The organism is Subdoligranulum sp. APC924/74 (assembly GCF_003324125.1).
GTDB classification, from domain to species: Bacteria; Bacillota; Clostridia; order Oscillospirales; family Ruminococcaceae; genus Gemmiger; species Gemmiger qucibialis.
Genome location: NZ_PSQF01000128.1, coordinates 1 through 6,589, shown reverse-complemented (window position 1 = coordinate 6,589; position 6,589 = coordinate 1). Strand labels below are relative to the sequence as shown.

General features: G+C 55.6%; 6 protein-coding genes and 3 tRNA genes. All 9 read left to right on the top strand.

Translation table 11 applies throughout. The features are described 5' to 3' along the window. Window positions 1–217: 217 nt before the first annotated feature. The 9 genes from C4885_RS15030 to C4885_RS14990 all read left to right on the top strand — a co-directional run bounded on the left by C4885_RS15030 (window position 218) and on the right by C4885_RS14990 (window position 6,485). A tRNA-Arg gene (locus tag C4885_RS15030) sits at window positions 218–291 on the top strand. A 7-nt stretch (window positions 292–298) separates the two neighbouring features. Continuing rightward, window positions 299–375: transfer RNA gene (locus C4885_RS15025), tRNA-His, on the top strand. A gap of 44 nt (window positions 376–419) precedes the next feature. Further along, a tRNA-Gln gene (locus tag C4885_RS15020) sits at window positions 420–495 on the top strand. 331 nt (window positions 496–826) lie between these two features. Beyond that, on the top strand, window positions 827–1,303 hold the full coding sequence (locus tag C4885_RS15015; protein ID WP_114001113.1) for a hypothetical protein: 477 nt from the start codon (window positions 827–829) through the stop codon (window positions 1,301–1,303). A 15-nt stretch (window positions 1,304–1,318) separates the two neighbouring features. Continuing rightward, entirely contained in the window at window positions 1,319–1,774 is a 456-nt protein-coding gene (locus tag C4885_RS15010) for a MarR family winged helix-turn-helix transcriptional regulator (protein ID WP_114001112.1), read from the top strand. Window positions 1,775–1,820: 46 nt separating this feature from the next. Continuing rightward, window positions 1,821–3,116: an MATE family efflux transporter gene (locus tag C4885_RS15005; RefSeq protein WP_371681684.1), complete on the top strand. Its 1,296-nt coding sequence runs from the start codon at window positions 1,821–1,823 to the stop codon at window positions 3,114–3,116. A 303-nt stretch (window positions 3,117–3,419) separates the two neighbouring features. Continuing rightward, window positions 3,420–4,868, top strand: a complete 1,449-nt coding sequence (locus C4885_RS15000; protein ID WP_114001115.1) for an NAD(P)/FAD-dependent oxidoreductase — start codon at window positions 3,420–3,422, stop codon at window positions 4,866–4,868. Continuing rightward, window positions 4,861–6,120, top strand: coding sequence for an NAD(P)/FAD-dependent oxidoreductase (locus tag C4885_RS14995; RefSeq protein ID WP_114001110.1), 1,260 nt, complete (start codon window positions 4,861–4,863; stop codon window positions 6,118–6,120). Before C4885_RS15000 ends, C4885_RS14995 begins: the two co-directional genes overlap by 8 nt. Further along, a complete protein-coding gene (locus C4885_RS14990) occupies window positions 6,117–6,485 on the top strand; it encodes a DUF1667 domain-containing protein (RefSeq protein ID WP_242979617.1) in 369 nt (122 codons plus the stop codon). Before C4885_RS14995 ends, C4885_RS14990 begins: the two co-directional genes overlap by 4 nt. Window positions 6,486–6,589 lie beyond the last annotated feature (104 nt).

Here is a 6,589-nt window from a genome sequence, read left to right as displayed (position 1 = left end):
GTATTATCTGCGCTTTTGGCTTAGCATCTGCCGCACCTCGCTCGCCGTATCGGCACTTAGAATTATGCGGTATTGCCTTAAAAGCCGGGCAGAAAGCCCCGATAAAAGCACAAATAAAAAAGTTCAAAAAAATTGAACTTTACTATTGACACAATGCGCCCCATGTGATATTATAATTCTCGCAGCATGTTCCCAGACAACAGGAACTGACCCGTGCGCGCCCGTAGCTCAGGTGGATAGAGCAACTGCCTTCTAAGCAGTGGGCCAGGGGTTCAAGTCCCTTCGGGCGCATTCTATGGTGCCTATGGCGCAGTTGGTTAGCGCGCCAGATTGTGGCTCTGGAGGCCGAGAGTTCGAATCTCTCTAGGCACCCCACCAAAGACCGCACAGTGATTATGCTGCGCGGTCTTTTCTTTTGCTGGGCCGTCGCCAAGCGGTAAGGCAGAGGACTTTGACTCCTCCATTGCGTCGGTTCAAATCCGGCCGGCCCAACCAAGATGCAACCTCGCAGGGGGTTGCATCTTTTTATTTGTAATAAACGGCGGCGGGAGAACATAGGCCGAATTTGAACAGCCCGTGCCCGGCGTCCCACGTCCCGCCGGGTAAAAACAGTCCAGCGGACTGTTTTTAGGGCGCGGCTTGCCAAATCCGGCCGGCCCAACCAAAATTGCTCATAAATTTAACGTGAAAACGTTGAATATTTGGGCGGTTTTTCTTTTTCCTTGAATATGCTAAAACTCCGTTTTCCTGAATTTTCCCGATTTTTACATACTTTTCCTAATGCTTTTAGCGACCTAATTAGCGACTTTTTTAGGAGGAAATTTTTATGTCAGGAAAAGCTCGTCGGGGAAACGGAGAAGGCTCCGTATACCAGGATAAGAATCGTGTATGGCACGCAAAGTTGACAGTTGGCCGGTATAGAAACGGCAAACCCCGTTATAAGGAATTCAAAGGAAAAAGAAAAGCGGATGTAATAGCAAGGCGAGATGCGTACCAGAAAGAGTATGGAGATTTATCTCTTGAACCGGGTGCAAACATGTCGTTTGCTGACTACATCACGCGCTGGCTAGAGAATGGCAAGCGTAACGAACAAAAGGAAGCTACACATAATAGAGCAGTGAGTACTGCGAAGACCTACATCATTCCTATGATACCCTTTCCAATATCCCATAGCCCATTGAAGCCACTATACTTCAACGGGCTTTTTTCTATATCTATAACCTGTCGCAAAATTTCCCCTACAACCCTGTTGACAAAACCATACATTCTCACTATAATTAACCACGATAATTATCAAAGGTAATTACAAGGAGAAAATATGACAACAGAGAACATGAAGGCGCTGCTGGATGCCTGTTACCAGGCAAAGCGGGTGCGGGAGCTGCTGCCGGCGCTGCCAAAAGGGGTCAGCCCTTCCTATATTCACTATCTGGATACCATCGAGGAACTGGAACGCCGCGGCGTTCGGGTAAAGGTTTCGGACATCAGCGATGCGCTGAACTTGCCGCGCCCCGGCGTTACGCGCACGGTCAAAGAGATGGAGGATAAAGGCTACCTGAAAAAAATCGCATCGGAGCAGGATGGCCGCGTGACCTACCTTTCTATTACGGAAAGCGGCCGCCAGCTTTCGCAGGTGCACAACACCGAGTTCTTTGCGCAGCTGGCGCCGCTTGTGGCTGACATTTCGGATGCGGATGCAGCCTGCACGGTCCAGACGATTGAAAAGATATACAAAATCATGTCGGAAAGGAAAAATTCACTTGAACACAGATAAAACAGATTTTACGCAAGGGAGCATTTTAAAAAAACTTTCCCTTTTTATGCTGCCGGTACTCGGAGCTTTGGTGCTGCAGGCGGCATATGGCGCGGTTGACCTGCTGGTGGTGGGGCACTTTGGCTCCACGGCGGGGCTTTCGGCGGTTTCTACCGGCAGCCAGCTGCTGAACCTGGTCACCTTTGTGGTAACGCAGCTTGCCATGGGCGTTACGGTTTTGATCGCCCGCTATATTGGTGAGAAGAAACCCCAGCAGATCGGGGCGGTGCTTGGCGGTGCCGCGGTGGTGTTTGCCATTATGTCCGTGGTTCTGTTTATTTTGCTGGTTGCATTTGCACGGCCCATTGCGGTGCTGATGCAGGCTCCGGAGGAAGCCATTGGCCTTACCGCAAGCTACATCCGCATCTGCGGCAGCGGTATTTTCTTTATTGTGGCATACAACCTGATGGCCGCCATCTTCCGCGGTCTGGGCGACAGCAAATCCCCGTTGTTGTTCGTGCTGGTGGCCTGCATTGTCAACATTGCGGGCGACCTGCTGCTGGTGGCCGGGCTCAAGATGGATGCTGCCGGTGCTGCGGCGGCAACGGTGTTGGCACAGGCTGTCAGCGTGGTGTTCGCCATTGTAATGCTGGTGAAGAAAGATCTCCCGTTTACCATCAAAAAGTCGGATTTTCGCCTCGACGTACAGTGCCGGAAATTCCTGGAGATCGGTCTGCCGCTGGCCTTGCAGGAATTTTTGACCCAGCTTTCTTTCCTGGCGCTCTGCGCCTTTGTCAACCGCCTGGGCCTGGCTGCATCCTCCGGCTATGGCGTTGCCTGCAAGATCGTTAACTTTGCCATGCTGATCCCCAGCGCGTTGATGCAGTCGATGGCTTCGTTTGTGGCGCAGAATGTGGGTGCGGGCAACCCCAAGCGTGCCCAAAAGGCGATGCTGACCGGTATTGGGGTGGGGCTGATGTTTGGCTGCGCGGTGTTTGCCCTTGTTATGTTCAGGGGCGACCTGTTGGCGGGCGTTTTCTCCACCGATGCAGAGGTTGTACAGAAAGGCTTTGAGTACCTGAAAGGCTTTGCACCCGAAACTATTGTGACGGCGATTCTGTTCAGCATGGTGGGTTACTTTAACGGCAACAATAAAACCCTCTGGGTTATGATTCAGGGGCTGCTCCAGACGCTGCTGGTGCGTTTGCCGATGGCATATTTCATGAGCATTCAGCCGAACGCCAGCCTGACCAAGATCGGCCTTGCCGCCCCGGTATCTACCACAGTGGGCGTTGTGCTGAACATTGCGTTTTACATGTACCTGAACCGTGCCGAACAGCGCAAACAGCGCACGGCAGCATAACGGGGAAGTGCAGCATGACACCGCCTGCAAAAGTGAAAAGACAGTCGTTATAATATATCATCATATCAAAAAAAGCTGCTGCACCGGGAAAGCCAGGTGCGGCAGCTTTTTGCATAGAAAGGCAGCAGCAAACAAAGCAGCGGACCTCTATTCCGCTGTCTACACAACGGCGACGAAATGTGCAAAATAAATCAACTTGAACTTGATTTTTTGTGCATTTAACGCTATGATTAAACCAATGGAAACCATGTTGACAGGATGGATTTTTGCATCCTGAATGACCAATACAACTGGGAGGTAGTTATGCTGGATGTAGCAATCATTGGCTGTGGTGTGGTTGGTGCAGCTGCAGCGTATGAACTGTCGCACTATCCGCTGCATGTGGCAGTGCTGGAAGCAGAAAACGATGTGGCGGATGGAACAACGAAGGCAAACAGCGCCATCCTGCACGCCGGGTATGACCCGGAACCGGGCACCCAAATGGCCCGCCTGAATGTGCAGGGCGTGGCGCTGGCAAAGGAAATCTGCGCCCGGCTGGATGTGCCCTACCGCCAGTGCGGCAGCCTGGTGCTGGCGCTGAGCCAGGCAGAGCTGCCCCACCTGAAAAAGCTGTACGCGAACGGCGTGGCAAACGGCGTGCCGGGCATCCGGCTGCTGACAGCGGAGGAAACCCTGGCGATGGAGCCGCAGCTTGCCCCTACAGTGGCCGGGGCGCTGTTTGCCCCCAGCGCAGCCATCGTCAGTCCGTGGGAGTTTGCGCTGGCCATGGCGGAGGTGGCGGTGCGCAACGGGGTAGAGCTGTACCGCAGCACTCCTGTAACCAACATTGAAAAGATTGACGGCGGCTGGCAGCTGACCACGCCAAACGGCAGCTTTGCGGCCCGCTATGTGGTCAATGCGGCGGGACTGAACGCCCAGGCCATCCATGAGATGGCCGCGCCGCACACCTTTACGCTGGAACCTACCCGCGGGGAATACTATCTGCTGGACAAAAGCGAAGGCAACCGCGTAAACCATGTGATCTTCCAGTGCCCGAACGAGAACGGCAAAGGGGTGCTGGTAACGCCCACCGTACACGGCAACCTGCTGGTGGGGCCGAACGCCCAGCCGGTAGCGGGGGATGATACCGCCTGCACGGCAGACGGCCTTGCCTTTGTGGCGGCAACGGCCAGGCGCAGTGTGCCGGGGATCCGCTTTGGCGAGTCCATCCGCAACTTTGCCGGTGTGCGCGCCAACGTGGATACCGGGGACTTCGTGATCGGCGAAACGGACGGCGCGCCGGGCTTTATTGACCTGGCAGGCATGAAATCGCCGGGGCTTTCCAGTGCACCGGCTGTGGCAAAAGAGGTAACTAAAATTCTGGCAGCCCACAACGACCTGCCGGAGTCAAAGACGGATTATAAGGATGGCCGTACCCGCGTGCGGTTCAAGGAGCTGCCGCCGGAGCAAAAGGCGGAGCTGATTGCCAAAAATCCCGCCTATGGCCGCGTGATCTGCCGGTGTGAGACGATCACCGAGGGCGAGATTCTGGATGCCTTGCAGAGCGAGATCCCAGCCGTGAGCATTGATGGCGTAAAGCGGCGGTGCAACGCGGGCATGGGCCGCTGTCAGGGCGGCTTTTGCGGGCCGCGCGTGCTGGAACTGATCAGCAAAACACGAGGCATTGATCCGTTGGATGTATTGCAGGACAAAGCCGGCACCAATGTGCTGCTGTGTGAAACCAAAACCGGAAGGGGGTGCAACCATGGTTGAACTTGTTATCATCGGCGGCGGCCCGGCGGGCCTGGCGGCGGCGTACAGCGCGTGGCAGCATGGCCTGCGCGATATTTTGATTTTGGAACGCGATGCAGAGCTGGGCGGTATTTTGAACCAGTGCATCCACAACGGGTTTGGCCTGCATCGGTTTGGCCAGCAGCTTACCGGCCCGGAATACGCCGGGCGCTATATCGAGATGCTGCGCACAACCGGCGTGCGGGTGGAACTGGGCACCATGGTGCTGGAAGTGACCCCCGATAAGCAGGTACACTGCGTCAGCCGCAGCAAGGGCTACCAGATCATTCAGGCCAAAAGCATTATCCTGTGCATGGGCTGCCGCGAGCGCACCCGCGGGGCTATCGGCACCCCCGGCACCCGCCCGGCGGGAATTTATACCGCCGGTGCAGCCCAGCGCTATGTAAATATGGAAGGCTACCTGGTGGGCAGACGGGTATTGATTTTGGGAAGCGGCGATATCGGCCTGATCATGGCGCGCCGTATGACGCTGGAGGGAGCCAAAGTGCTCGCCTGCGTGGAAGTGATGCCTTATTCCGGCGGGTTGACCCGCAACATTGTGCAGTGCTTGCAGGATTTTGATATTCCGCTGTACTTATCCCACACCATTGTGGAAATTCAGGGCAAAAAGCGAGTGGAAAAAGCCATCGTTGCCAAGGTGGATGAAAACCGCCGCCCTATCCCTGGAACCGAGATGGAGTTTGATGTGGATACCATCCTGCTCAGTGTGGGGTTGATCCCCGAAAACGAGTTGACCCGCCAGGCAGGTATTGCCATGGACCCCCACACCAAGGGGGCCGTGGTATATGAAAATATGGAAACCGAGATCCCCGGTGTATTTGCCTGCGGCAACGTGGTGCATGTGCACGATCTGGTGGATTTTGTTTCCGGCGAAAGCGAAACCGCCGGTGCAGCCGCGGCAGCCTATGTGCAAAATGGCGAGATAGAAACCGAAACCGTTCTGCCGCTGGCAGTGGGGGAGGGCATTGGCTACACCGTGCCGCAGCATATCCGGCTGGACGGCGTGCAGAAAAGCGTGAGCGTATCGTTCCGTGTGCGGCGCAATTATGGGCCCAGCACCATAACGGTGCGCTGCGGACCAAACAAAATTGCCGCCTTTAAGCGGGAACGCCTGACACCGGGGGAGATGGAGCACATTACGCTGCCCAAAGCTTTGCTGCAAAAAGCGGACGGCCCGCTGATCGTTGCTGTGGAGGAGGTGCCGCAATCATGACAGAAACAATAAAAGAGCTGATCTGCATCTGCTGCCCCAAGGGGTGCCATCTGCGGGTGGACACCGCAAATGACTATGCCGTGACCGGCAATGCCTGCCCCAACGGCGCTGCATACGGCAAAGAGGAACTGACCCACCCCACCCGCATCATTACCAGCACCGTGCGCATTACGGGTGGGCTGTACCCGCGCTGCCCGGTCAAAACCGCGCAGGCGGTGCCAAAGGAAACGATGTTTTCCGTGATGGCTGCGCTGAATACTGCGGCTCTGCAAGCCCCCGTGCATACCGGGAATGTGGTACTGCCTAACGTGTGCGGCACCGGCGTGGATGTTGTGGCAACGCGTAACATGGAAAAAGTGGAATAAAAACAGCGGGTAGTTAGGGCAACACCGCACAATTCCCGCCTTACGGCTTAAGCACCGCTTCGGCGGCTGCGGCACGGCATCTGCGTTGCCAAAATGCTCGATAA

Excerpts from the sequence above, each read along its gene's own strand:
- C4885_RS15010 (WP_114001112.1), top strand. The coding sequence starts at position 1,319 with ATGACAACAGAGAACATGAAGGCGCTGCTGGATGCCTGTTACCAGGCA.
- C4885_RS15005 (WP_371681684.1), top strand. The coding sequence starts at position 1,821 with ATGCTGCCGGTACTCGGAGCTTTGGTGCTGCAGGCGGCATATGGCGCG.
- C4885_RS14990 (WP_242979617.1), top strand. The coding sequence starts at position 6,117 with ATGACAGAAACAATAAAAGAGCTGATCTGCATCTGCTGCCCCAAGGGG.
- C4885_RS15015 (WP_114001113.1), top strand. The coding sequence starts at position 827 with ATGTCAGGAAAAGCTCGTCGGGGAAACGGAGAAGGCTCCGTATACCAG.
- C4885_RS15000 (WP_114001115.1), top strand. The coding sequence starts at position 3,420 with ATGCTGGATGTAGCAATCATTGGCTGTGGTGTGGTTGGTGCAGCTGCA.
- C4885_RS14995 (WP_114001110.1), top strand. The coding sequence starts at position 4,861 with ATGGTTGAACTTGTTATCATCGGCGGCGGCCCGGCGGGCCTGGCGGCG.